The following is a 23560-nucleotide window of genomic DNA, read 5'->3' on the forward strand; positions in this document are numbered from 1 at the left end:
AGTTGCGCACCTACACCCGGCATCTGGTGAACCGGATGGAAGCCGACCTGGGGACGCGGCTGGATTGGGTGGCAGTCGATCACTGGAACACCGACAACCCGCACACCCACCTGATCGTGCGCGGGCGCGACGACACCGGCAAAGACCTCATCATCGCGGGCGACTACATCGCCCACGGCTTCCGCCATCGCGCCGCCGAACTGGCGACGGAATGGCTGGGGCCGCGCACCGAACTGGAGATTCAGCAGACCTTGCAGCGCGAGGTGGAACAGGAGCGGTGGACGAGCCTCGACCGCACATTGCAGCGTGAGGCCGGCGAGGATGTTGGGACATGTAGATGTGCTCAATCATGGGTTACGGGTGTGTTTCACGCTTAGCCCAACCAGGGTGCTTTGTCAGCAAACCCAACATCTCGTCCATCGCGTCATAGGAGCGTTTGAGCGTGCTGTATGGATTCCCCCCGACCAATGTGCCATCATAGCCGACGGGGCCGGTATAACCGAACGACTTGGCAAGTCCAAGAAGTGCGAAGTTGTCGAGTTCTCCTGCATCGAGCGCCTCGAAAGTGGCAATACGACTCCAGCCAAGTGGGCTGCGGGTTGCGCCGCTGAGAGTCAATTCCCGCATGAAGGGTGTTGACGCCATTAACGCTGGCGTCGGGTCTACGGCCTGATAGCCCTCCGTCGGGCTGCCTGCATTGGTTTCGTAGCCATACCAGTGATAGCTTGGAAACACGATGCCGAGATTCGGATGGTTCACGACCGAGCAGATCTGTGCCGCAATGGAGTAATGATCCATCCAGAAGCCCAGATGAAAATACAGCAGGATGTCAATTCCGCGCCGTGCGCAAATCTCAAGTGCCCGACCAAGGAAGTCCTGCAATACCTTGTCGTCCGGTGCCTTTCGATGATTTGAACCGTGGCCTGCCGTCCTGATTCCAAGATTGACAGCCTTCACGCCTTCCATCTCCTCAAGCATCCGCAAGAGTCCTGCGTTGATGGGATGCTGTGGGCCCTGATCCAGGTCGATCACCACATACACGCTAAAGACCTCCAAACCGAAACGATCTTTCACGGTGGATAGACGCTTTGCGGTTTCCCATCGGCTCCCTGACCAGACGGCATAGGTCAGGCCGTCATAACCGATGTCAGCCAGCATTTCGCATTGGACATCGAAGGCATAGGTACCAGCCGAAGAAGTAAAAGCGAGATCCCAGGCAAAAATTTTATGACCGTGCAGCATCCTGCGCCTCCTCCAAATGGGCAGTAGCGTGCGCCGGAAAGTGCGGTACGACATGCTCGCCAAGTTCCTGAACAATCTCATGCGCCGGACGTGTCGCGTATTTCAGGTTGAGGCCAATATGATTAACCCCAATATCGCGCAAGCGGCTGAAGTAGTCAGTAAAGAATCGGTGACCAGCCCGAAACCCGAGGAAGATGGGCGATGGGGGTTCATCGGGATTCTCCGACAGGTCAATATAGAAGGATTGCGTGAAGGGTTTGAATCTTGGTGTCAGCGACCGCCAATTCTTGATTGTCATGGCTTGCTGCGCGATATTTTGGGGATAGTAAAGCCAGCCATCCCCATGCTCGGCAATCCATTCGACCGACTGGCGTGAATGACCAGTCACCATCACGGGAATGTCTCTCAACGCCGGTTTCGGCAGCGTATCTGCACCCGACAAGTTCACTCGGGGCGTGGAGATTTCCGGGAAGTCCTCACGCCAGGCTTGACGCAACACAGTCAATGCTTCTTGGAACAACGTGGCTCGCGCATCCATTGTCTGACCGAAGGCCGGGAACTCTGTTGGCCGATCACCCGTGGCGATACCTAGCACCAGGCGCTGATTTGACAAGCGGTCGATCGAGGCTGCTGCTTTGGCCACAAGCAAGGGATGACGCAGAGTGGTGATGACGCTGCCAGTTGCGAGCGCGATGCGCGACGTCTGTGCCGTGACGTAACCGCGCCCTTCACGGTTCTTGTCCTTGGCCAGTCGGTTGATGGACTCCGTGTAAGCGTTGGTGACGGGCATGTCCGTCTCGAAGTAGGTCATGGTCTCTTCGCGCCAGTTTCCCACTGCCCTGACCAGATCGCTCCAGACTTCCTTTTGGCCCTTCGGGATGGTGGCTATCCACTCGTCCAGGGCGGCTTCTGCCTGGAGCCGTGTGGTGGCGTCCCAGATGCCGTAGAAGCGCTCCTTGTGCTCGTAGGCGGCCAGCAGTTGCGGGAACGCGCCTGTCCAGGTCTCCATGATGAGGCGCTCCCGGTCTGAGACTTCGTGAGCGCGTTTCAGCAGGATTTTCCGGTCTCCCTTGAGAGTCCGGCTCTGGGACGGTTTCGGCTCCTTTCTGAGGCCCTTGCGCACTCTCTCTAGGGCATCGTTGGCCATGCGCACCACATGGAACTTATCGACCACGATACGGGCCTGGGGCAGCACAGCCTTGACCGCTGCCCGGTAGGGGTTCCACATGTCCATGCTGACGATCTCGACCTTCTGCCGGTCTTTCAGCTTCATCAGGTAGTTGGTCACCACGTCCTGGCGGCGGGTGGCCAGCAGGTCGAGCAGGGTTCGCTCCTCAATGTTGGTCAGAATGCAGCGGTAGCGCTTGTTCAGGTATAGCTCGTCAATGCCCAGGATGCGGGGCGTCTCGAAGCGGTGCCAGCGCCCCAGGAACTCGGCGCGGGCGTTGAAGATGTCGCGCACCGTCTTCTCGTCCAGGCCGGTCTGTGCCGCCACAAAGGTGTAGGGGTGGTTGAAGGATTCCTTCTCCACGTACTCATGCAGCCGCAGTGTCATACGGAATCCGTCCACCATCTCCGGTAGCTGGGGCCTGAATGTTGTCTTGCAGGCCCGGCAGGTGTATCGGCGGCGGACCACCCAGAGAGTGACCCGCTTGCCGTGGATGGGCAGATCACGATAGGGAACGTCACGCTTGCCGAACCGCACGAACTCACCCTGCACGCCGCACCCCTCGCAGGCTACTGGTGTAGGTGCTTCAAGCCGAAAATGTATGTCTTCATTCTGCTCATCAGAATCCACCAACTGGTACCCAGGAAGGCTTAACGAATTAATCATCTCCCGCCTTGATCAGAAAAACAGGTAGGTGGCGTAACCGGCAATCATCGCCATAGCAAAAATGACTGCTAAAAACGCCGCTAAAAGCTTCAGCGTGAACAAAGAGCGCAACAGAATGAGCTCAGTCAGGCTGGCTCCGGCACTGCCGATGATAAACGCTAGCACCGTCCCGGCACCCACGCCTTTGGCCATCAGAGCCGCTGCCAGAGGTATGACGGCTTCAGCGCGAATATACAACGGCAGGCCGATGACAGCGGCAACTGGAATGGCAAAGGGATTATCTGGGCCTGCATACTGCTCCAATAAGTCAGTGGGCATGAAACCATAGATCACGCTGCCAATCGCAATACCGATGAGCAGGTAAGGCAACACATCGATAAAGTCCGACCAAGCTTCCCGCCACACACCACTGTACTTCCCTTCTTTCTTAACCGTGACAGTGGGTTGACTGTCACAGCATTCGCTAGACGTAGAGACTGTTGTCTTCCTATCAGCCCCGCAAGAAGCCGTCTTCGGAGTGGTGTCGCAGCTGTTGGTGCCGCAACTCGATGCGGTCGATGTAGCACTGCACGGGCTTGCTGATGAACTACATCCACTGCTCTCTTGTGTCGCCGTCCGGCGCACATAACGCTCGAAGCCAAGCGTGTGAAGCAGCCATCCGGCACCTACCGCGACCACCAAAGCGGCGAGCACATAGATAGCAGTAAGTGTCCATCCAAACGTGGCAACCAGCAGGCCGACGACGATAGGATTCAGCAACGGAGATGAGAAAAGAAACACCATCATCGGCCCAAAACCGGCCCGTGCCCGAATCAACCCTTTCAACATGGGGATAGTCGAGCAACTACAGAAGGGCGTTATAGCTCCTAAACCAGCAGCAAGAAAATAGCCTCGCTTCCCACTGGAAGGCAGTAACGCTTCCACCTTGGATGGTGGGATGTGACGTTGAAGAACTCCGACCAGCAAGCTAATGCCAATGAATAAAACCGATAGCTCGATAGCGAGAAAGGCGAACATGCCTAGAGCGTCTTGGAGTTGAGATGACATTCAATATTACTCCTATATTTCTAGTATTGTCGAAATGATGTACGCAGCCTACTTGCGTTTATCCGACCTGTCAACTATAATTCTAGAAACATCGAATTATTGGGGCGTGCTATGGATCACGAAAAGGTTGCAGCCAGCTTAGCTGAGCTAGGGAATAGTCACCGACTGTCCGTGTTCCGCTTTCTGGTCAAAGCTGGCCATGATGGGGCTTCGGTCGGAGATATCCAGAAGGGGCTGGGTATTCCTGCTTCGACGCTATCACATCACCTTGCGCGCATGGCCAAGGTAGGGCTGATCTGGCAGGAGAAACATAGCCGCACGATTGTCTGTATACCCGAGTATGGGCACCTAGAGAATTTGATCGGTTTCTTACAAGAGGAATGTTGTGCAGGTGTCCGGATTGCGCATGAACCAGAACCGCTTTGACGCTTGCCCAGCTCTCGCTGTCCTCCCTAGTCAGCATCGCTATGAAGACTCAGGCGAAGGTGGAAACAGAAAATTGGCAGTAGAGTAGGCTGAAGAGGATCAATCAGATAATCCGCTGAGAAAGATTTTCTTCTTTACATCTTTGGCATTTTATCAACCAGAAATTCCGGATACCCTGAAAACAATGAGCACATTGCCTTACCTTGCGGTCCTGCCTTCCTGGCGCCGCGCCTTGCCGTTAGCTGCGGCGAGCTTGCTGGCGCTGTCCCTAGCTGGCTGCAATAGCGACGCCGCCGACGCGGTCGCCGCCCCTCCACCCACGGTCAGCGTGGCACCTGTGTCGGTGCGCAAGATCGTCCTATGGGATGAGTTCAATGGCCGCGTCGAGGCGGTGGAAAGCGTTGCGCTGCGGCCACGTGTGAGTGGCTACATCGACAGGGTCAATTACGAAGAGGGCCAGATCGTCAAACGTGGCGACGTGCTGTTCGAGATTGACGCTCGCAGTTACCGTGCTGCTCTGGCTCGCGCGGAAGCAGACTTGGCCCGCGCCCGCACGCAGGCCGCACTGGCACGTAGCGAAGCGGCCCGTGCTCAAAAGCTGGCTTCGTTGCAAGCAGCCTCCACCGAGGAGTTGGAGCAGCGCCACGCCGCCGCCGATCAGGCCCAAGCCAACGTGCAGTTCGCCCAAGCCGCAGTCGAGACCGCCAAGTTGGATCTGTCGTTCACCCAGGTACGTTCGCCCATCACAGGCCGCGCCGGACGTGCACTGGTCACGGCAGGCAACTTGGTGAGTGCTGACGGCCAGGCCAGCATCCTGACCACCGTAGTCTCGCTGAACCCGGTGCACGTGCATTTTGATAGCGACGAGCGTACCTATCTGCGCTACGCCCACATGGCTCGCAACGGAGAGCGCCCCGACCAGCGCAGCGAAAGTATCCCGGTGCAGGTGGGCCTGGTCGGCGAGAACGGCTATCCACACGCCGGAAACGTGGACTTCGTGGACAACCGTGTCGATGCGGCCACCGGCACCATCCGCGCACGCGCCACCCTGGTCAATCCCGACGGCCTGCTTACGCCGGGCCTCTATGCCCGAGTGCGCCTGCCGGGTAGCGGCAGTTTCGAGGCCATGCTGATCGACGACAAGGCCATCCTGACCGACCAGAGCCGCAAGTACGTGTATGTGATCGATGAGAACAACACCGCCCAGCGCCGCGACATCACGCTGGGACGCAAGGCCGAAGGCCTGCGCATCGTCGAGGAAGGTCTAAATCCCGGCGACCGCGTGATCGTCAACGGCATCCAGAAGGTTTCTGTCGGCATGCCAGTGACGGCCCAGGACATTGAAATGGCGCCTGCAGGCCGACAAATCGCCCAGGCGAGCGAATGAGCGCGGAGAGCCAGCCATCATGAACTTTGCCCGCTTTTTCGTGGACAGGCCGATTTTTGCGGCCGTGCTGTCCATCATCATTTTCGTGGTTGGGTTGATCGCGATCCCGCTCTTGCCCGTCAGCGAGTACCCGGAAGTCGTGCCACCCAGCGTACAGGTTCGCGCCACGTATCCTGGCGCAAATCCGCGCGAAATCGCCGACACGGTAGCCGCACCACTGGAGGCATCCATCACCGGCGTGGAAAACATGCTCTACATGAAGTCCGTGGCCGGTAGTGATGGCGTGTTGGTGCTGACCGTCACCTTCCGTCCTGGCACCGATCCCGACGACGCCCAGGTCAAGGTACAGAACCGTGTCGCCCAGGCAGAGCCGCGTCTTCCCGAAGCGGTGCGCCAGCAAGGTGTGGTGACCGTCAAACAGTCCCACAACGAAACGCTGGTCGTGCAGTTGCGCTCGCCGGGCGATCGCTATGACGCGCTGTACCTGCGCAACTATGCCGTGCTCCATGTACGCGACGAGTTGGCACGCATCCAGGGGGTGGGCGATGCCAAGATCTACGGCTCTGGCGACTACGCCATGCGCTTATGGCTGGACCCCGACAAAATTGCGGCGCTGGGTATGACCGCCGGCGATGTGGTCGAAGCCGTGCGCGAACAGAACGTCCAGGTCTCGGCCGGTCAACTAGGTGCGCCGCCCAACCCCTCGGGAAGCGACTTCCTCCTGTCCATCAATGCGCAGGGCCGGCTGGTGACGGAAGAAGAGTTCGGCGACGTCATCGTCAAGACCGGATCGCAGGGTCAGGTCACCCGGCTGCGAGATGTGGCGCGCGTGGAAATGGACGCATCCAGCTACTCGCTGATGTCGTTGCTCAACAACAAGCCTGCTGTCGCGATCTCTGTCCTTGAAGCCCCGGGCGCCAATGCCATCGAAATCTCGGATCAAGTCCGCGCGAAGATGGACGAGTTGGCCAAGCGCTTTCCCGAGGGAGTGGAATGGTCGGTGGAGTATGACTCAACTGTCTTCGTGCGTCAGTCGATCAAGGCGGTCGTCAACACTCTGCTGGAAGCCATCGGACTGGTGGTGCTGGTGGTGATCTTGTTCCTTCAGACTTGGCGTGCCTCCATCATCCCACTGCTAGCCGTGCCGGTGTCGGTGGTAGGCACCTTCGCCGTGCTGCTGATGCTGGGCTTTTCCATCAATACGCTCACGCTTTTTGGACTCGTGCTTGCCATCGGGATCGTGGTGGACGACGCGATCGTGGTGGTGGAAAACGTCGAGCGCAACATCGCCGAAGGGCTGGCGCCGCTGGCTGCGGCCCATCAGGCCATGCGCGAAGTCAGTGGCCCCATCGTCGCCATCTCGCTGGTGCTGTGCTCGGTATTCGTGCCTATGGCATTCCTGTCCGGCGTGACAGGGCAGTTCTACAAACAGTTCGCCGTCACCATTGCGATCTCCACGGTAATTTCGGCCATCAACTCGCTGACGCTGTCGCCTGCGCTGGCCGCGCGCCTGCTTCGCCCGCATGGTGCCGCGCCAGACCTGCCCACGCGGGTGCTGGATCGCAGTCTGGGCTGGATATTCCGGCCGTTCAACCGTTTCTTCCTGCGCAGCGCGGATGGCTATGGAAACAGCGTGTCGCGCATCCTCGGGCGGCGTGGTGCGGTGTTTCTCGTCTACATCGCGCTACTGGTGGCGACGGGAGCTGTGTTCAAGGCCGTCCCTGGCGGATTCATCCCCATGCAGGACAAGCTGTATCTCATCGGTGTCATCCAGCTACCCGAGGGTGCATCCCTGGAGCGCACGGAAGCGCTGGTCCGCCGTGTGAGCGACATCGCGCTCAAGACCGATGGCGTCTACAACGCCGTGCAGTTCCCGGGCATGAACGGCTTGCAGTCGACCAACACGTCCAATAGCGGCCTAGTGTATTTCGTACTCAAGCCCATCAATGAGCGCAAGCACACTGCAACCGAGATTGCGGAACAGTTGAACGAGCGCTTCGCTCAGGAGCAGGACGGTCTGGCCTTTGCCATCATGCCGCCCCCTGTCATGGGGCTGGGCGCGGGTTCCGGGTTCTCTCTTTACGTGCAGGATCGCAACCGTGAGGGCTATGCCGCATTGCAGACGGCGACCACCGAGCTGGCGACGGCCATCTCGCAAGAACCGGGATTCCAATATCCGATCAGTTCCTATCAGGCCAATGTGCCGCAGCTTGACGCCGTAGTGGACCGCACCAAGGCGAAGGCACAGGGCGTGGCCGTGACCGATCTTTTCGATACGCTGCAAGTGTACCTGGGTTCGGCGTATGTCAACGACTTCACGCGCTTTGGCCGCACCTACCGGGTGATGGCTCAGGCGGACGCACCGTTCCGCAGTTCTGTCGAGGACGTGGTCAAACTGCGCACCCGCAACGCCAATGGCGACATGGTGCCCATCGGCAGCATGGTGGACGTGCGCAAGACATTCGGCCCCGATCCCGTCATCCGCTTCAACGGCTATCCATCTGCCGACCTGATTGGTGAGTCAGATCCGCGTCTGGTGTCGTCATCGCAGGCATTGCAGCAAGTGCAATCCATTGCAGACAAGGTGCTGCCGCCAGGCATGCAACTGGAGTGGACCGACCTCAGCTACCAGCAGGTCACGCAAAGCAATACCGCGCTGGTGGTGTTCCCGCTGGCGGTACTGTTGGTCTTCCTGGTGCTGGCGGCACTGTACGAAAGCTGGACGTTGCCGCTGGCCGTCATCCTGATCGTGCCCATGAGCCTGTTGTCGGCCATGACGGGCGTGTGGCTCGCGGGTGGTGACAGCAACATTTTCGTGCAGATTGGCTTGATAGTGCTGATTGGTCTGGCCTCCAAGAATGCCATTCTGATCGTGGAGTTCGCCCGTGAACTTGAGCGCAAGGGGCACAGCATCCTCGATGCCGCGCTGGAGGCATCACGCCTTCGTCTGCGCCCGATCATCATGACTTCCATCGCCTTCATCGCTGGCGTGGTGCCGCTGATGGTCGGTTCCGGCGCAGGCGCGGAGATTCGCCAGGTTATGGGAGTGACTGTGTTCGCCGGCATGCTCGGCGTGACCTTGTTCGGTTTATTCCTGACTCCTGTTTTCTACGTCGCGTTACGCAGGCTCGCGACGCGCAAGCCACGTCGCCAGGCAAATGTCGCCATGGAGGACACCCATGTCTGACTCCACAAGGACTGATTCCGTCATGCTTCAAACGCCATCCCGCATCCGACCATGCCTACGTCGGATGCCACATCTGGTACTGCTCCCTTTGGTGGCGTTGACGCTGGCAGCTTGCGCAGTAGGGCCGAATTACAAGGCACCTGCCGCGCCCCAGGCAGTGACGTATGCCCGCCAAGACCCCGTTGCCGTGTCCCAGCTTGTACCGGAGGCCGATGCGCAATTCTGGCGGGAACTGGATGACCCGGTGCTGCACTCTTTGGTGGAGAATGCTCTTCACGCCAATCACGACATCCGCATAGCACTGTCGCGCTACGAGCAAGCCAGCGCACTGTCGCGCGAACGTCGCCAAGACTACTATCCGACGCTGGGCGCGTCCGGTGAAATCAGTACCCAGCGCGCCAGTGCTGCACAAGCACCGGATGCGTCCCGCTCCGACCGGGATAACGATCTGCATTCGGCTGGCCTATCCGTGATCTGGGAATTGGACTTCTTTGGCCGAGTGCGGCGCAGCGTGGAATCGCAGCGCGCCGAGACCGAGGCCAGCGCAGCCGACCTGGCGGGCGTACAAGTGGCTATGGTGGCCGAGTTGACCGACGCCTATTTCCGCTTGCGCGGCTTGCAAGTGCAATTACAGGTCGCGCGGGACAACGAAATCAACCAAGCCGATACGCTGCGGCTGATCGAGGTCTTGTTCGAGAACGGCCGGGGCACGTCGTTCGATGCCGACCGCGCCCGCACGCAATTGGCGCTGACACGCTCGCGCATTCCGCCGCTTGAAGCTGAGGCTGCTGTGGCCGCCCACCGCATTGCCGTGCTCACTGGCCGCACGCCTGCGGCGATGGCCGAAGTGCTGGATCACCCCGCAGCCTTGCCTGAGCTGCCCGCCCAGATCAACGCCGGTGCACCGGGCGATCTACTGCGTCGCCGTCCCGATGTGGCTGCGGCAGAACGTAGGCTGGCTGCGGCCACTGCGCGTATCGGCGTAGCCATGGCAGACCTGTTCCCTCGCTTTACGTTGGGAGGGCTGATCGGCACGCAGGCGTTGGGCTTTGGTTCGTTGTTCGAGCGTGATAGTGAAACGCGAATGATCTCGCTCGGTGTGGGTGGTTCCTTCCTAGACGTGGGCCGGGTGCGGTCGCGCATCGCGGCGGCCAATTCAGCCACTGCCGAAAACTTGGCGGTATACGAGCGCACGGTGCTGCGCGCCATGGAAGAAACCGAGAACGCGCTGGTACGCCTATCGCGCGCGCAGACCGAGTACGCCATGCTGGTACAGGCGACCGAGGCCAGCCGCCGGGCAGCCAAGACGGCTCGCCTGCAATTTGAGGGCGGCGCCATCCATTTTTTGGATGTGCTGGAGGCCGAACGTTCACGCTTGGAGTCCGAAGACTTGCTGGCACAAAGCGCCACCCGCAGGGCGACGGCGTTGGTGGCGGTCTACAAGACGCTGGCCGGCGGCTGGTCACACGCCTTGCCCGGACCGCAGGGCGAGGCAGTCGCGCAGCGCCACAAAAGCGGCGACAGGCCTGAACTGGATGAACTCGGTGAGATGAGCGGCTACAACGCTGCGACTCTCAAACGGCCTTTGTACTGACAACAGGAGGCGAAATGGAGATTCGACACTTACGCTGCTTTCTCGCTGTCGCCGAAGAACTACATTTCGCCCGCGCGGCGGAGAGGCTGCACATCGAGCAGTCACCGCTGTCGCGCACTATCAAGGAGCTGGAGGAGAGCCTGGGCGAACAGTTGTTCATTCGTACCAGCCGCAGCACGCGGCTGACACGGGCGGGCAAGCTGTTTCTGGAGCATGTGCCGCGCATCTTCACCGCCTTGCAGCAGGCGCGCGATAGCGTGAATGCAGCCACCAACGGCTTCCACGGTCAGTTGCGTATCGCACTGTCCGACGGCATCACGCCCTCGCGCCTGCCGTCCTTGCTGGCGCTGTGTCGGCAGGAAGAACCCGAAGTCGAGATTCGCCTGTTCGAGGTACCCTTGTCGCAGCAGATCAAGGGACTGCATGACGACCTGTACGACGTGGGCTTTGCCCAGTCCGATGAAGTTGGAGAAGGCATCACTGCCGAAGCCGTTTGGAGCGATGCACTGATGGTGGCGGTTCCTGCACGCCATCCGCTTTTGAAGCACAAGCGCATCCCGCTGGAAGAAGTGCTGCGCTATCCGCTGGTGCTGTGCGATCCGCACGTATGCGAAGGCCATGCTCGCCAAGTCGAGCGTGTACTGCGCCGGATAGATATGGAGCCGCTGATTGCCGAACGTGTGGCTTCGTGCGATTTGATGATGGCGTTAGTGTCGGCGGGCTTTGCGCTGGGCCTAGCCGGAGCGCCGCATATCGCAGGCAGCCGTGAGCCTGGGATTGTGGCTCGGCCGCTGGCGGGTCGCTCACCCATGCTGACCACTTATGTGCTGCACCGGGAAGGTGGATCCTCGGACGTGCTGTCACGCTTTATCGAGCGTGTGCAGGCCATCGAATCGCCGGACGGCATCAGAGCCACGCCCCCCCTTGAACCCGATCCCCAAGAGGAAGTCGAGCCATGACCATGAAGCAGATCGCCCCATTCCTGTTGGTCGCCGCGCTGTCCGCTTGCGGCCAGTCCGAAACACCGAAACAGGCAGCCAATGTACCGACCGTGGAAGAGCTGGCCGCAGATCTTGCGCGCCTGAGGGAGCTGCGCCGCCAATGCAAGACCGAGCGTCCGACGATGGGCGATGTGCTGTGCAACCGCGTGGCCGAAGCAACGAACAAGCGCTTCTTCGGAGACGGCAAGGTGCCTTACACGCCATCGGAGACGCCGCCGAAGCTCTGACCGTTGGCGGTTTGCCGCATATCCTGATTTTCTTTCTCGACACGCCGCAGCGCGCTCAAGCCTGCGGCGTTTTTACTGATTTCGTCCCTGCATGAAACCATGCTTTTTACATCACCTTGCTGCCGATAACGGTCTTTGACCGGCACTGAACCGGCACCGATCCTGACGCCTGCGGCACGCCTTTGTGCCGCGTTTTCCACGGGGAATTAGCGCAGGAGAAATCGGAGGTCAGGGTATGCAGGCTCAAGGTGTGTTGTTCGGGCAGATCGCCGCCGTGTTCGGCATCGTGATCGCCGGTGTGTGGGGTGCCACGCAATGGACAGCCGCCGCCTTGGGCTACCAGCTACGCCTTGGCTCGCCCTGGTTCGACTTGTACGGCACACCGGTCTATTACCCTTGGAAGCTGTTCGAGTGGTGGTTCTTCTTCGACGCTTACGCGCCGCAGATTTTCGATACTGGCGGCATGATCGCGGTGGGCAGCAGCCTACTGGCCGTGGTGGTCGCCATCGCCATGTCGGTGTGGCGCTCGCGCCAGGCGCGCAAGGTGACGACCTATGGCTCGGCCCGCTGGGCCGATGCTGCCGACATTCGCAAAGCCGGGCTGACGAAGCCTGCTGGCGTCTTTCTCGGTCAGCATGAAGGCCACTATCTGCGGCACGAAGGGCCGGAGCATGTCCTGACCTTTGCGCCGACGCGCTCCGGCAAGGGCGTGGGCCTGGTGGTGCCGACGCTGCTGTCCTGGCCCGCGTCCGCCGTCATCCACGACATCAAGGGCGAGAACTGGCAGATCACCGCTGGCTGGCGTTCGCGCTTCTCGCATTGCCTGCTGTTCAACCCGACCGATGCCAGTTCGGCGGCCTACAACCCGCTGCTGGAAGTGCGGCGCGGCGCGCATGAGGTGCGCGACGTGCAGAACATCGCCGACATCCTGGTCGATCCCGAAGGTGCGCTGGAGAAGCGCAACCACTGGGAGAAGACCAGTCACGCGCTGCTGGTCGGTGCCATCCTGCATGTGTTGTACGCGGGCGAAGACAAGACGCTGCGTGGCGTCGCCAACTTTCTCAGCGATCCAGCCAGCCCGTTCGAGCTGACATTGCACCGGATGATGACGACCAAGCACTTGGGTGATGTGCAGCATCCGGTTGTCGCCTCCGCCGCCCGCGAAGTGCTCAACAAGAGCGACAACGAGCGCTCGGGCGTGCTCTCCACTGCCATGTCGTTCCTCGGCCTGTACCGCGATCCGACCGTGGCCGAAGTCACCTCGCGTTGCGACTGGCGCATTGCCGACCTGATCGCTTCAGAGCATCCCGTCTCGCTGTATCTGGTAGTGCCGCCTTCTGACATTTCGCGCACCAAACCGCTGATCCGGCTGATCCTCAACCAAATCGGACGACGGCTCACCGAATCGCTGGATGGCAGTGATGGCATCCAACGCCGCCACAAGCTGCTGTTGATGCTCGATGAGTTCCCGGCGCTGGGCCGTCTGGACTTCTTCGAGACCGCGCTGGCCTTCATGGCGGGCTATGGCATCCGCAGCTTCCTCATCGCGCAGTCGCTCAACCAGATCGACAAGGCATATGGGCAGAACCATTCGATCCTGGACAACTGCCATGTGCGCGTGACCTTCGCTACCAACGACGAACGAACGGCCAAACGCATTTCTGAAACCCTCGGCACCGCCACTGAACTGCGCGCCCAGCGCAACTATGCCGGACACAGATTGGCCCCATGGCTCGGCCACCTGATGGTGTCGCGGCAGGAAACCGCACGGCCACTGCTTACGCCGGGCGAAGTGATGCAACTGCCGACCGATGAAGCGGTGGTGATGGTGTCCAGCGTCGCGCCGATCAAGGCCAAGAAGTTGCGCTACTACGCTGATGCCAATTTCAAGCAGCGGGTACTGCCGCCGCCTGCGCTAACGGCAGGCCGCTATGCCGATGTGCCGCCTGCACGTCCCGATGACTGGAGCGGTTTGGCGATCCCGGCCGTGCCTGCGGCACAGGCCACGGCATCTGCCGATGACCTGGGTGGCTCCGACGACGGCGGCCCCCGCCGTCAGCCCGAGCTGTCCGAAACCGTCGCCTATGCCCCCGAGATGGATGCCCCGAGCAGCGACCTGTCGCTGCTCGATGACGACGACATGCCCCCGGTGCTTCCCGGCCAGATCGACCCCGCCCTGCAACGCACGGCGCGACTGGCTTCTCTCGACCCCAACGACGGAATCGACCTATGAGCCAATACCGCCTCAATCTGTTCATCCAGCACGAGCACGCCAAACGTCTGGAAGAACTGGCCGCCAAGAAAGGCGTGTCCAAGTCGTCCATCGTCGCGGCGGCGCTCGCATCGTGGCTATCGCCCGATGCCGGCGACCAGCGAGAGGCCGCCATCGCCAAACGCCTAGATCGCCTGTCGCGGCAGGCCGAGCGCCTGGAGCGTGATCAGAACATCCAGATCGAAACGCTGGCGCTGTTCGTCCGCTACTACCTGACTGTCAGCACGCCGGTGCCCGAAGCCCATCAGGATGCAGCCCGCGCCCAGGGCAAGGCGCGCTTCGAGCAATTCGTCGAACAGTTGGGCCGTCACCTGCTGCGTGGCCGCAGCTTGGTGCGCGCCGTGGTGGAAGAGCTGCACCCCGACCCCATGCGCATGGATGACGCGGCGGCGATGGCAGCCGCCCACGAACGCAGTGCGGAGCGTGCGTCATGAGTGCCGTTCCTCAAATCCCGCCCGAGCCGCGTTCATCCGCTGCGGCGTCCCAGGATCGCCGCATCCAGATGTTGCGCACGGCGATGGGGCCGGTGATTGCCGCAGCGCTGGAAGACCCGGACGTGGTGGAAGTGATGCTCAACCCCGACCGGACATTGTGGGTGGATCGGCTGTCCTCTGGCCGTGCGCCGCTCGGTGTCGAACTGCCCGAGGCCGATGGCGAACGCATCATCCGCTTGGTCGCCGCCCATGTCGGTGCGGAGGTGCATCGCGGCCAACCGCTATTGACCGCCGAACTGCCGGAGACCGGTGAGCGCTTCGAGGGCATCTTGCCACCCGCCGCACCTGGCCCGGCCTTTGCGCTGCGCAAGCGCGCCGTGAGCATCATCGGTCTGGATCGCTATGTGGCCGATGGCATCCTGAGCGCTGGGCAGGCCGAGTTCCTGCGCCATGCCGTGCGCGAGCGGCACAACATCCTGATCGCCGGAGGCACCAGCACCGGCAAGACCACCTTGGCGAATGCGCTGCTGGCCGAGATCGCCGCCACCGGCGACCGCGTGCTGGTGCTCGAAGACACCATCGAACTGCAATGCGCGGCCCGAGACCATGTGCCGCTGCGCACCCGCACAGGCGTGGTGTCGATGCAGGAACTTGTGCGCGCCACGATGCGGCTGCGCCCGGATCGCGTGATCGTGGGCGAAGCGCTGGATCTGGTGAAGGTCTGGGGTACGGGCCACCCCGGCGGCATCGCCACCATCCATGCCGGCTCCGCCTTGGGCGCTCTGCTGCGCCTGGAGCAACTGATCCTCGAAGTGGCAGTGAATCCGCCCCGCGCCCTCATCGCCGAGGCAGTCAATGTGGTGATCCACATCGCAGGCCGTGGACGCAAACGCCACGTCGAAACCATTTCCCTTGTCGTCGGCTTCGACGGCTCGGGCTACCGCCTGGCGGATGCGCTGGAAACGCCGCTTCCCGAACTGCCGCCGGTTCCTCTTGCAGCCGCTGCCGCTGCGCCTTCCCTGACCACTGACCAACCTGGAGAACTGCCATGACGCACGTTGATGCTTTCCGTCTTTCTGTAAATCCGCATTCACTGCTGCCCATGCTGGCGCGTTTGCACCGCCTGGCTCTACCCGCAGGACAAGGGCTGCTGCTCGCGGTGTTGATGCTGTTGCTGGCGGGAACCGCGCAGGCGGCCGGTTCCTCTATGCCGTGGGAAGGCCCGCTGCAATCCATCCTCGAATCCATCCAGGGGCCGGTGGCACGCATCGTCGCGGTCATCATCATCATTTCGACCGGCCTGGCGCTCGCCTTCGGCGACACGTCGGGCGGCCTTCGCAAGCTCATCCAGATCGTGTTCGGGTTGAGCATCGCGTTCGCCGCATCCTCGTTCTTCCTGTCGTTCTTCAGCTTCTCCGGCGGGGCCGTCGTATGAGTACGGTCAGCGACCTTCCGGGCTTCGAGGTGCCGCTGCATCGCTCGCTGACCGAGTCGATCCTGCTGGGCGGTGCGCCGCGCACCGTGGCGATTGCCAACGGCACGCTGGCCGCCGCCGTCGGGCTGGGCCTGCAACTGTGGATTCCCGGCGTGGTGCTGTGGATCGTCGGCCATTCGCTGGCGGTCTGGGGCGCGCGTGTCGATCCGCAGTTCATGCAGGTCTTCGCCCGGCACATCAAACACAAGCCGCTGCTGGACGCATAGGGAGAAGCCGACATGCTGAACCTTGCCGAATACCGCCAGCGGCCCGCGCTGCTGGCCGACTGGTTGCCCTGGGCCGGGCTGATCGCGCCAGGCGTGGTGCTGAACAAGGATGGTTCGTTCCAGCGCACAGCACGTTTTCGCGGGCCGGATCTGGACAGCGCCACGCAAGGCGAACTGATCGCCACGTCGGCGCGCTTGAATAACGCACTGCGCCGCCTTGGGTCTGGATGGGCCTTGTTTATCGAAGCCGAGCGCCGCGCAGCGGCGGGCTATCCGCGTTCCGAGTTTCCCGAACCGCTATCTTGGTTGGTGGAAGAAGAACGTCGCGCGGCCTTCGAGGAATCCGGTCACCACTTTGAAAGTGCCTACCACCTGACGCTGGCCTACCTGCCACCAGAAGAATCTCGCGCCCGTGCCGCCAAGATGCTCTATGAGAATGCGCCGGGCGACGGCGTGGACTGGCAGGGGCGGCTGGATGCCTTCGTGGCGGAAACGGATCGCGTGCTCGACCTGCTCGACGGCGTGATGCCGGAGATTGCCTGGCTCGATGATGCACAGACGCTGACCTACCTGCACGCCACGGTTTCGACGCGGCGCTACCAACTGGCCGTGCCCGAAGTGCCTTTCCACCTCGACGCGCTGCTGGCCGATTCCGCCCTGGTCGGTGGCCTCGCGCCCATGCTGGGCAACCAGCACCTGCGCGTGGTGTCAGTGCGGGGCTTTCCGACCTCGACCTGGCCGGGGATTCTGGACGACCTCAACCGCCTGGGCTTTGGCTACCGTTGGAGCACGCGCTTTCTGTGCCTAGACAAAGCCGAGGCGGAAAAAGAACTGGGCCGCCTGCGCCGCCAGTGGTTCGCCAAACGCAAGAACGTCGTCGCGCTGCTGCGGGAAACGATCTTTCAGCAAGAAAGCCCGCTGGTCGATACCGACGCCAACAACAAGGCCGCCGATGCCGATGCCGCCTTGCAGGAGTTGGGAAGCGATCAAGTCGCCTTTGGCTACCTGACGGCCACCGTCACCGTCATGGATGCCGATGCTGCCGTGGCCGACGAGAAGCTGCGCATGGTGGAGCGCGTCATTCAGGGCCGGGGCTTCGTCACCATCCCCGAAACCCTCAATGCGGTGGATGCCTGGCTGTCGTCCATTCCCGGTAACGCCTACGCGAACGTGCGTCAGCCCATCGTCTCGACGCTGAACCTAGCGCACATGATGCCGTTGTCCGCTGTGTGGGCCGGGCCGGAGAGGAACGCGCATCTGGACGGCCCGCCGCTGATCGTCACCCGCACCGATGGCGCGACGCCGTTCCGGCTGGTGACGCATATCGGCGACGTGGGCCACACGCTGGTCGCGGGGCCGACCGGCATGGGCAAGTCGGTGCTGCTGGCCACGCTGGCGATGCAGTTCCGCCGTTATCCCGGTTCGCGCATCTTCGCCTTCGACATGGGGCGCTCGATGCGCGCCACCATCCTGGGGCTGGGCGGCGAGCATTACGACCTGGGCAATGACGGGACGATTGCTTTCCAGCCATTGGCCCGCATCGACCAGGAGGGCTACCGCACCTGGGCCGCCGAATGGGTGGAAGGCCGCTTGCTGCATGAAGGTGTCGCCATCGGCCCGGACGAGAAGGCAGCGATTTGGTCGGCACTGTGCAGCCTGGCCGGTGCGCCAGTGGAGCAGCGCACGCTGACGGGCCTGTCGGTGCTGTTGCAATCGAACGCACTGCGCCAGGCGCTCGCACCCTATGTGCTGGGCGGCGCCCACGGCAAGCTGCTGGACGCCGATGCCGACAGGCTGGGTTCCGGCAGTGTGCAGGGCTTCGAGATGGAAGAACTCATGCATAGCAAGGCGGCGGTACTGGCCGTGCTGGGCTACCTGTTCGCCCGCTTCGATGAACGCTTCGACGGGGCGCCCACGCTGCTGATCCTTGATGAAGCCTGGCTGTTCCTTGATGACCCGGTGTTTGCCGCCCGCATCCGGCAATGGCTCAAGACACTGCGCAAGAAAAACGTCAGCGTCATTTTCGCCACGCAATCGCTGGCCGACATCAAGGATTCAAGCATTGCCCCGGCGGTGATCGAAAGCTGCGCCAGTCGGATTTTTCTGCCCAACCCGCAGGCCACCGAGCCGCAAATTCGCACGATCTACGAGGGCTTCGGCCTCAACAGCCGCCAAATCGAGATCGTGGCGACCGCACAGCCCAAGCGCGACTACTACTACCAATCGCGTCTGGGCAACCGCCTGTTCGACCTCGACCTGGGGCCAGCCACGTTGGCCTTCGCGGGTGCATCCACCCCGCAAGACCAGCGCGACATGGATCGCGTGCTGCTGGACGCAGGCACACCGGGATTTGCCGGTGCCTGGCTGCGCCATCGCGGCCTCGATTGGGCCGCTGACCTGTTGCCGTCCTCACCGGCGGCTGCTTCTTTCCTCGCTTCTCAACGACCGGAGGTTTCACCATGAAGACCCAACCCCGTTTGCTGTCCGTCTCGCTCGCCGCCGTGCTGTCGGTATCGCTGCTGGCAGTGCAGCCCGCGTCCGCGCTGACGGTGTTCGATCCGTCCAACTTCGTGCAGAACACGCTGACCGCCGTGCGCACGTTGGAGCAGATCAACAACCAGATCAACCAACTCCAGAACGAAGCACAGATGCTGATGAACCAGGCGCGCAATCTGGCGAATCTGGACTTCAACATCGTCAATCGCTTGCGTTCGACGCTGGCGACCACCGAGCGGCTGATCGCCGAGGCTCGCGGCCTGGCCTACGACGTGCAGAGCATGGATGCCACCTTTGCCCGGCTGTACCCGGAGCAGTATGCCGCGACCGTCAGCGGCGACCAGATGCTGCACGACGCGCAGGAACGTTGGAAGAACACGCTGAACAGTCTGCACACCGCGATGCGGATGCAGGCGCAGGTGTCGCAGAACCTGGCGCAAGACGAAAGCGCGCTGTCCGACCTGGTCAGCCAGAGTCAGTCCGCCACCGGCGCGCTGCAAGCCATGCAGGCGACCAACCAGCTTCTGGCCTTGCAGGCCAAGCAGTCCATCCAGGCACAGCAGCTCCAGATCACGCAGGAACGCGCCGCCGCGCTGGAACTGGCACGCCAGGCGGCGGCTGTCGAACGTGGCCGGGAAGTGACGCGCCGTTTCCTGGGTGATGGCACGCCCTACACGCCGCAGCGCGTGGATTTCTACGGCAACTGACGGGAGACGGCCATGCGATGCGTTTCCTTGCTGCTTCCCGTGCTGCTGGTCGCTTGCAGTCAGCAGCCGACCGAAGACCTGGCCGCTGCCTTGGCCGCCGATCCCGTGAGACTCAAGGCTTTGCGTGCGCAGTGTGCGGCCGACAGGACGACGGCAGGCGAAGACGCCTGCCTGGCCGCGGCTGAGGCCTTCCGGCGGCGCTTCTTCGCCGGTGAAACCGGGTCTGACGAGTTCCGCACGCTGGCCGATCTGCCGCCGATCCCGCCGAGCTTCGACATACCCATCAGTGACCAGGACGCCATGCCCTTCGAGGGGGACGTGCCATGAATGACGTGACAGTGATCGACCGCTTCCTCGATACCTTCTCGCGCTACATCGACTCGGGCTTTGGGCTGCTGCAGGGCGAAGTCGCGTTCCTCACCGCCACGCTGATCGTCATCGACATGACCATCGCCGGGCTGTACTGGGCGATGAGCCACGCCACCGGCCAGGGCGATGATGTGATCGCCAAACTGCTGCGCAAGGTGCTTTACGTCGGCGCCTTCGCCTACATCATCAACAACTTCAACTGGCTCGCCAGCATCGTCTTCCGCTCGTTCGCGGGCCTGGGCCTGACGGCCAGCGGCTCGACGATGAGCATGGGCGAATTCCTGCAACCGGGACGCTTGGCCAAGACCGGCATCGACGCGGCGGCCCCCATTCTTGAGCAGATCAGCGACATGGCGGGCTTCCCCGAAGTGTTCGTGAACATGACGCCCATCGTGGTCATGTTCCTGGCCTGGGCCGTGGTGATCCTGTGTTTCTTCGTGCTGGCGATCCAGCTTTTCATCACGCTGATCGAGTTCAAGCTGACCACGCTCGCGGGCTTCGTACTGGTGCCGTTCGCGCTGTGGAACAAGACCAGCTTCCTCGCCGAGAAAGTGTTGGGCAACGTGGTGTCTTCGGGCATCAAGGTGCTGGTGCTGGCGGTCATCGTCGGCATCGGCTCGGGCCTCTTCGCCGAGTTCCAGGTGCATCCGGCCGAGCCGTCCATCGACCATGCGGTGGTCGTCATGTTGGCCTCACTGACGCTGCTGGCGTTGGGGATCTTCGGGCCGGGCATCGCCACGGGCCTGGTATCCGGCGCACCGCAGTTGGGTGCCGGCACGATGGCGGGCGCTGCTGTGGGTGCCGCAGGTGCGGCGGTGGCCGTAGGTGCCGCCGCCACCGGCGTGGGTGGTGCCGTGATGGCCGGGGCACGCATGGCACCGGCTGCCGCCAAGCTCGCCGGGGCTGGCGCGCGGGCCGCCACCTCGGCGGCTGGCAGTGCGAAGTCGGCTTTCCAGGCCGGTTCTGCCGCTGCGGGCGGCGGGGCCAAGGGCGCGATGGCAGGTTTGGGGAATGTCGCCAAGGGCGGTGCACAGGCGGCAGGCCAACGCGCCGGTGCTGGCATCAAGGCAGCAGCGGCCAAGGCGGTCGCGCCATTCAAAGCAGGCTGGCAAGGCTCTGGCGCAGAAGGCGGCTCAGGCGGTGGCACTGCAGGGCCAGCCGCCGCAGGCGATGCCGCTGGCAACACAGCCAACGCGCAGAAGCAGGGGCAACCCGGCTGGGCCAAGCGCCTGCAACGCCGCCAACGACTCACCCAGGCCACCACCACGGCCGCGCACACGCTGCGCGGTGGCGACGGTGGCGGTTCGGGCCAAGGCCCGAGCCTGAGGGATTCCGATAGCTGACTTTCAAGGAGAACTCCATGCGATTCAAACGACCGCAGGTGCGCTATGCCGACACGCCGCAGCCTGCCACTCCGTATCAAGCCGCTGCCCAAGTGTGGGACGAGCGCATCGGCTCGGCCCGCGTGCAGGCCAAGAACTGGCGGTTGATGGCCTTCGGCTGCCTGGTACTCGCGCTGCTGATGGCCGGTGGCCTGGTGTGGCGATCGGCCCAGTCCATCGTTACGCCCTATGTCATCGAGGTCGATCAGTCCGGCCAGGTACGCACCGTGGGCGAAGCAGCCACGCCGTACCGGCCCACCGATGCGCAGACGGCGCACCACATCGCACGCTTCGTGACGCTGGTGCGCTCGCTGTCCATCGATCCCATCGTTGTGCGCCAGAACTGGCTAGATGCCTACGACTACACCACTGACCGGGGCGCGGCGGTACTCAACGACTATGCGCGCACCCATGACCCGTTTGCCCGCATCGGCAAGGAATCGGTGACGGTGCAGATCACCAGTGTGGTTCGCGCCAGCGATGCGTCGTTCAACGTGCGCTGGACGGAACGCCGCTATGTCAATGGTGCGGCTGCCGGGCTGGAGCGATGGACGGCGGTGGTGTCCATCGTGCAGCAGACCCCGCGCACCGAAGAACGCCTGCGCCGCAACCCGCTGGGCATCTACGTCAATGGCCTGTCGTGGAGCCGTGAACTGGATTCTTCTGAAGGAGCCAAACCATGAATGCACGTTTCCGTAAGACCGCATTGCCGGTGATTCTGCTGGCATCGACTGTTCTGTTTGCGGGCTGCGCCACGCAGGGCAAACCGCCGCCGGCGATCTCGCTCGATGAGCCGGTGCAGGCTCAGCCATTGCCCGAGCCGCCCAAGCCCATCGAAGTCGTGACAGTGCCCGAGCCCTTGGCGCTGCCCGCACAGTTGAAGCCGCTGCAGGGCATTGATTCGGCCCCGACCACGCCGGAGCCTGCTGACGAGAAGGTGCGCGTCTCCCGCGCCAATGCAGAAGCACGCATCGCACCGACCCGCGAGGGCTACGTCAATGCGATCCAGGTCTGGCCGTTCACCGATGGCGCGCTGTACCAGGTCTATGCGTCTGTGGGCCGCGTGACGGTGATCGCGCTCCAGCCCGGCGAGGAACTGGTGACGGTCGCTGCGGGCGATACCGTGCGCTGGATCGTGGGCGATACCTCCAGCGGCAGCGGTGCCGATCTGCGCGTCAATGTGCTGGTCAAGCCTATCCGTTCCAGCTTGAAGACCAATCTGGTCATCACCACCAGCCGCAGGACGTACCTGCTGGAACTGACTTCGACTGACAAGGCATGGATGGCGTCGGTGTCCTGGGACTACCCCAAGGATCGGATGCTGGCCTTGCAGCGCCAGGCACATGCTGCTAGCGCTGCCGCGCCGGTCGATGCAGGCTTGTCGCTGGAGAACATCCGCTTTCGCTATGCCATCAGTGGCAGCAATCCGCCGTGGAAGCCGCTGCGCGCCTTCGATGATGGCGAGAAGGTCTATATCCAGTTTCCGGCAGGAATCGCCCAGGGCGAGTTGCCGCCGCTGTTTGTCATCGGTGCGCAGGGCGATGGGCAACTGGTGAATTACCGCTTTCGCTCGCCGTACTACATCGTGGATCGGCTGTTCGGTGCGGCAGAACTGCGCCTGGGGGCCGACAAGGGCGATGTGGTGCGCATCGAGCGCACGGATGGCATCGCCGGGAGGAACTGAGCATGAGCCAGGACGACATTCCCGACCTTGCGACGCAGCGGGCGGACAAGGTGGCACCCGAGGCGGTGGCGCTGCGCGCCCAACCGCGCCCGGTCACGCGCCTGAACCGGCGCACGCTGGCCATCCTCGCCGGCTGCTTGTCGATCGGCATCATGGGCGCACTGATCTGGTCGCTGCAACCGCAGCAACGCAGTGCAGGCGAATCCACGGAGCTGTACAACGTGGATCGCGTCTCGCGCTCGGAAGGGCTGGATGCGCTGCCGACGGACTATTCCAAGCTGCCAGCGCTGCCGCCTGACGTGCCGGAGCTGGGGCCACCGCTGCCGGGTGATCTGGGGCCAGCCATCGTGAACTCGCAGCAGCCGGTCGCCGCCACCTATGCCGCGTCGGGCTACGACCCCAACGATGCGCTGCGCAAGGAGGCAGAAGCGGCGGCAGCTTCATCGGTATTCTTCCGCACCTGTCTCTTATACAACTCTGACGCTGCCGACGATCTTCTGCATGTGCATCACGGCGCGGTCACCATTATTTAACACACACCCTACAACTGCGTGCCCACGAGCGCTACAG

At 62.5% G+C, this 23560-nt stretch carries 22 protein-coding genes and 2 pseudogenes; 19 read left to right on the top strand and 5 right to left on the bottom strand.

Annotated elements, in window-relative coordinates:
- Positions 1-35: 35 nt before the first annotated feature.
- Complete coding sequence (locus BKE30_RS16630; protein WP_454464556.1) at positions 36-377, top strand: hypothetical protein; 342 nt, start codon at positions 36-38, stop codon at positions 375-377.
- Here BKE30_RS16630 and BKE30_RS04625 read toward each other — a convergent pair.
- The 4 genes and pseudogenes from BKE30_RS04625 to BKE30_RS04640 all read right to left on the bottom strand — a co-directional run bounded on the left by BKE30_RS04625 (position 355) and on the right by BKE30_RS04640 (position 4123).
- Entirely contained in the window at positions 355-1242 is an 888-nt protein-coding gene (locus BKE30_RS04625) for a sugar phosphate isomerase/epimerase family protein (protein WP_004350834.1), read from the bottom strand. The two genes, BKE30_RS16630 and BKE30_RS04625, sit on opposite strands and share 23 nt — an antisense overlap.
- Positions 1226-1951, bottom strand: a pseudogene (locus tag BKE30_RS16470) (LLM class flavin-dependent oxidoreductase); the annotation flags it as partial. The pseudogene BKE30_RS16470 and the gene BKE30_RS04625, both read right to left, overlap by 17 nt.
- Positions 1952-1957: 6 nt before the next feature.
- Positions 1958-3076 (bottom strand): annotated as a pseudogene (locus BKE30_RS16475) (ISL3 family transposase); the annotation flags it as partial.
- Between the two features lie 12 nt (positions 3077-3088).
- Complete coding sequence (locus BKE30_RS04640) at positions 3089-4123, bottom strand: permease (RefSeq protein WP_016540588.1); 1035 nt, start codon at positions 4121-4123, stop codon at positions 3089-3091.
- Positions 4124-4234: 111 nt separating this feature from the next.
- Here BKE30_RS04640 and BKE30_RS04645 point away from each other — a divergent pair, with 111 nt between their 5' ends.
- The 6 genes from BKE30_RS04645 to BKE30_RS04670 all read left to right on the top strand — a co-directional run bounded on the left by BKE30_RS04645 (position 4235) and on the right by BKE30_RS04670 (position 11945).
- Positions 4235-4549 (top strand): ArsR/SmtB family transcription factor, encoded by a 315-nt coding sequence (locus BKE30_RS04645; protein WP_031943990.1) that lies wholly within the window; start codon positions 4235-4237, stop codon positions 4547-4549.
- Between the two features lie 184 nt (positions 4550-4733).
- Positions 4734-5936, top strand: a complete 1203-nt coding sequence (locus BKE30_RS04650) for an efflux RND transporter periplasmic adaptor subunit (RefSeq protein ID WP_008294933.1) — start codon at positions 4734-4736, stop codon at positions 5934-5936.
- 19 nt (positions 5937-5955) lie between these two features.
- Positions 5956-9123 (top strand): efflux RND transporter permease subunit, encoded by a 3168-nt coding sequence (locus tag BKE30_RS04655; protein WP_076877481.1) that lies wholly within the window; start codon positions 5956-5958, stop codon positions 9121-9123.
- A 64-nt stretch (positions 9124-9187) separates the two neighbouring features.
- Positions 9188-10717: an efflux transporter outer membrane subunit gene (locus tag BKE30_RS04660; protein WP_076877482.1), complete on the top strand. Its 1530-nt coding sequence runs from the start codon at positions 9188-9190 to the stop codon at positions 10715-10717.
- A 14-nt stretch (positions 10718-10731) separates the two neighbouring features.
- A complete protein-coding gene (locus BKE30_RS04665; RefSeq protein ID WP_076877483.1) occupies positions 10732-11676 on the top strand; it encodes a LysR family transcriptional regulator in 945 nt (314 codons plus the stop codon).
- Positions 11673-11945: a lipoprotein gene (locus BKE30_RS04670; RefSeq protein WP_033050421.1), complete on the top strand. Its 273-nt coding sequence runs from the start codon at positions 11673-11675 to the stop codon at positions 11943-11945. Before BKE30_RS04665 ends, BKE30_RS04670 begins: the two co-directional genes overlap by 4 nt.
- Here the strand turns inward: BKE30_RS04670 and BKE30_RS15815 are convergent.
- A complete protein-coding gene (locus BKE30_RS15815; RefSeq protein ID WP_139153998.1) occupies positions 11912-12145 on the bottom strand; it encodes a hypothetical protein in 234 nt (77 codons plus the stop codon). The genes BKE30_RS04670 and BKE30_RS15815 overlap by 34 nt on opposite strands.
- 35 nt (positions 12146-12180) lie before the next feature.
- Between BKE30_RS15815 and BKE30_RS04675 the strand changes: the two genes are divergently transcribed.
- From BKE30_RS04675 to BKE30_RS04730, 12 genes are read left to right on the top strand one after another with little or no spacing between them, the layout of a single operon-like run.
- Positions 12181-14178: a conjugal transfer protein TraG gene (locus tag BKE30_RS04675; RefSeq protein WP_076877484.1), complete on the top strand. Its 1998-nt coding sequence runs from the start codon at positions 12181-12183 to the stop codon at positions 14176-14178.
- On the top strand, positions 14175-14651 hold the full coding sequence (locus BKE30_RS04680) for a CopG family transcriptional regulator (RefSeq protein ID WP_028621637.1): 477 nt from the start codon (positions 14175-14177) through the stop codon (positions 14649-14651). Before BKE30_RS04675 ends, BKE30_RS04680 begins: the two co-directional genes overlap by 4 nt.
- On the top strand, positions 14648-15703 hold the full coding sequence (trbB, locus tag BKE30_RS04685) for a P-type conjugative transfer ATPase TrbB (protein ID WP_076877485.1): 1056 nt from the start codon (positions 14648-14650) through the stop codon (positions 15701-15703). The genes BKE30_RS04680 and trbB overlap by 4 nt, the downstream gene beginning before the upstream one ends.
- Positions 15700-16086, top strand: coding sequence for a TrbC/VirB2 family protein (locus BKE30_RS04690; RefSeq protein WP_028621635.1), 387 nt, complete (start codon positions 15700-15702; stop codon positions 16084-16086). Before trbB ends, BKE30_RS04690 begins: the two co-directional genes overlap by 4 nt.
- Positions 16083-16352 (top strand): VirB3 family type IV secretion system protein, encoded by a 270-nt coding sequence (locus BKE30_RS04695; RefSeq protein WP_028621634.1) that lies wholly within the window; start codon positions 16083-16085, stop codon positions 16350-16352. Before BKE30_RS04690 ends, BKE30_RS04695 begins: the two co-directional genes overlap by 4 nt.
- 12 nt (positions 16353-16364) lie before the next feature.
- Positions 16365-18815 carry a conjugal transfer protein TrbE gene (gene trbE / locus BKE30_RS04700; protein ID WP_028621633.1) on the top strand — a complete coding sequence of 817 codons (2451 nt, stop codon included), beginning with the start codon at positions 16365-16367 and terminating at the stop codon, positions 18813-18815.
- Positions 18812-19555: a P-type conjugative transfer protein TrbJ gene (gene trbJ / locus BKE30_RS04705; RefSeq protein WP_008294941.1), complete on the top strand. Its 744-nt coding sequence runs from the start codon at positions 18812-18814 to the stop codon at positions 19553-19555. Before trbE ends, trbJ begins: the two co-directional genes overlap by 4 nt.
- A 12-nt stretch (positions 19556-19567) precedes the next feature.
- Complete coding sequence (locus BKE30_RS04710) at positions 19568-19882, top strand: hypothetical protein (protein WP_008294942.1); 315 nt, start codon at positions 19568-19570, stop codon at positions 19880-19882.
- Positions 19879-21267: a P-type conjugative transfer protein TrbL gene (gene trbL / locus BKE30_RS04715; RefSeq protein WP_008294943.1), complete on the top strand. Its 1389-nt coding sequence runs from the start codon at positions 19879-19881 to the stop codon at positions 21265-21267. Before BKE30_RS04710 ends, trbL begins: the two co-directional genes overlap by 4 nt.
- A gap of 17 nt (positions 21268-21284) precedes the next feature.
- The gene (gene trbF / locus BKE30_RS04720; RefSeq protein ID WP_028621632.1) at positions 21285-21989 is read left to right on the top strand and encodes a conjugal transfer protein TrbF; all 705 of its coding nucleotides are present in this window, start codon (positions 21285-21287) and stop codon (positions 21987-21989) included.
- Positions 21986-22990: a P-type conjugative transfer protein TrbG gene (gene trbG / locus BKE30_RS04725; protein ID WP_008294945.1), complete on the top strand. Its 1005-nt coding sequence runs from the start codon at positions 21986-21988 to the stop codon at positions 22988-22990. Before trbF ends, trbG begins: the two co-directional genes overlap by 4 nt.
- Before the next feature lie 2 nt (positions 22991-22992).
- Positions 22993-23523, top strand: coding sequence for a hypothetical protein (locus BKE30_RS04730; protein WP_454464557.1), 531 nt, complete (start codon positions 22993-22995; stop codon positions 23521-23523).
- The last annotated feature ends 37 nt before the right edge of the window (positions 23524-23560 follow it).

Origin of the sequence: Alkanindiges hydrocarboniclasticus (assembly GCF_001982605.1) — a bacterium.
Classification (GTDB): domain Bacteria; phylum Pseudomonadota; class Gammaproteobacteria; order Pseudomonadales; family Moraxellaceae; genus Alkanindiges; species Alkanindiges hydrocarboniclasticus.